Annotated in this window: 1 protein-coding gene; it reads right to left on the bottom strand. The window is 77.2% G+C overall.

The genetic code is table 11. From position 1 onward, the window contains the following. Window positions 1–402 (bottom strand): DUF11 domain-containing protein (locus tag GC722_RS17905; protein WP_456298122.1); only part of this gene is annotated, 402 nt, incomplete at its 3' end. Between the last annotated feature and the right edge of the window lie 42 nt (window positions 403–444).

Genomic DNA, 444 nt, shown 5'->3' with positions numbered 1-444 from the left:
GCGGTGGCGGCGTCGAGGGTGGCCGTGCTGGTCACCGTCGGCTGGGTGTAGCCGGCCGGGACGGNTGCTGGTGTCCACGTCGTCGGCGGCGTCGGGGTCGGCGGTGCCGGCGTCGACGGTGGCCGTGCTGGTCAGCGTCGGGGCGTCGTAGCCGGGGTCGGCCGCGGCGACCACGGCGATGGTCCGGCTCTCACCGGGGGCCACGTCACCCACCGTGCACAGCCCGGTGGCGGTGTCGCAGGTGACGCCGTCGCCGGTGAGGGAGACCAGGGTGGCTCCGGCGGGGACGACCTCGCGCACGGTGACGCCGCGCGCCACGGACGGGCCGTCGTTGCGCACGACGACGGTCCAGCTCGCGTCGGTGCCGGGCACCACCTCGGGGGCGGAGGGGGTGACCTCCACCGCGAGGTCGGCCTGCGGGCTGACCGGCAGCGCGCTGACCGA

Source organism: Auraticoccus cholistanensis, assembly GCF_009742705.1.
Lineage (GTDB): Bacteria > Actinomycetota > Actinomycetes > Propionibacteriales > Propionibacteriaceae > Auraticoccus > Auraticoccus cholistanensis.
This window is presented reverse-complemented; position numbering and strand designations above follow the sequence as displayed.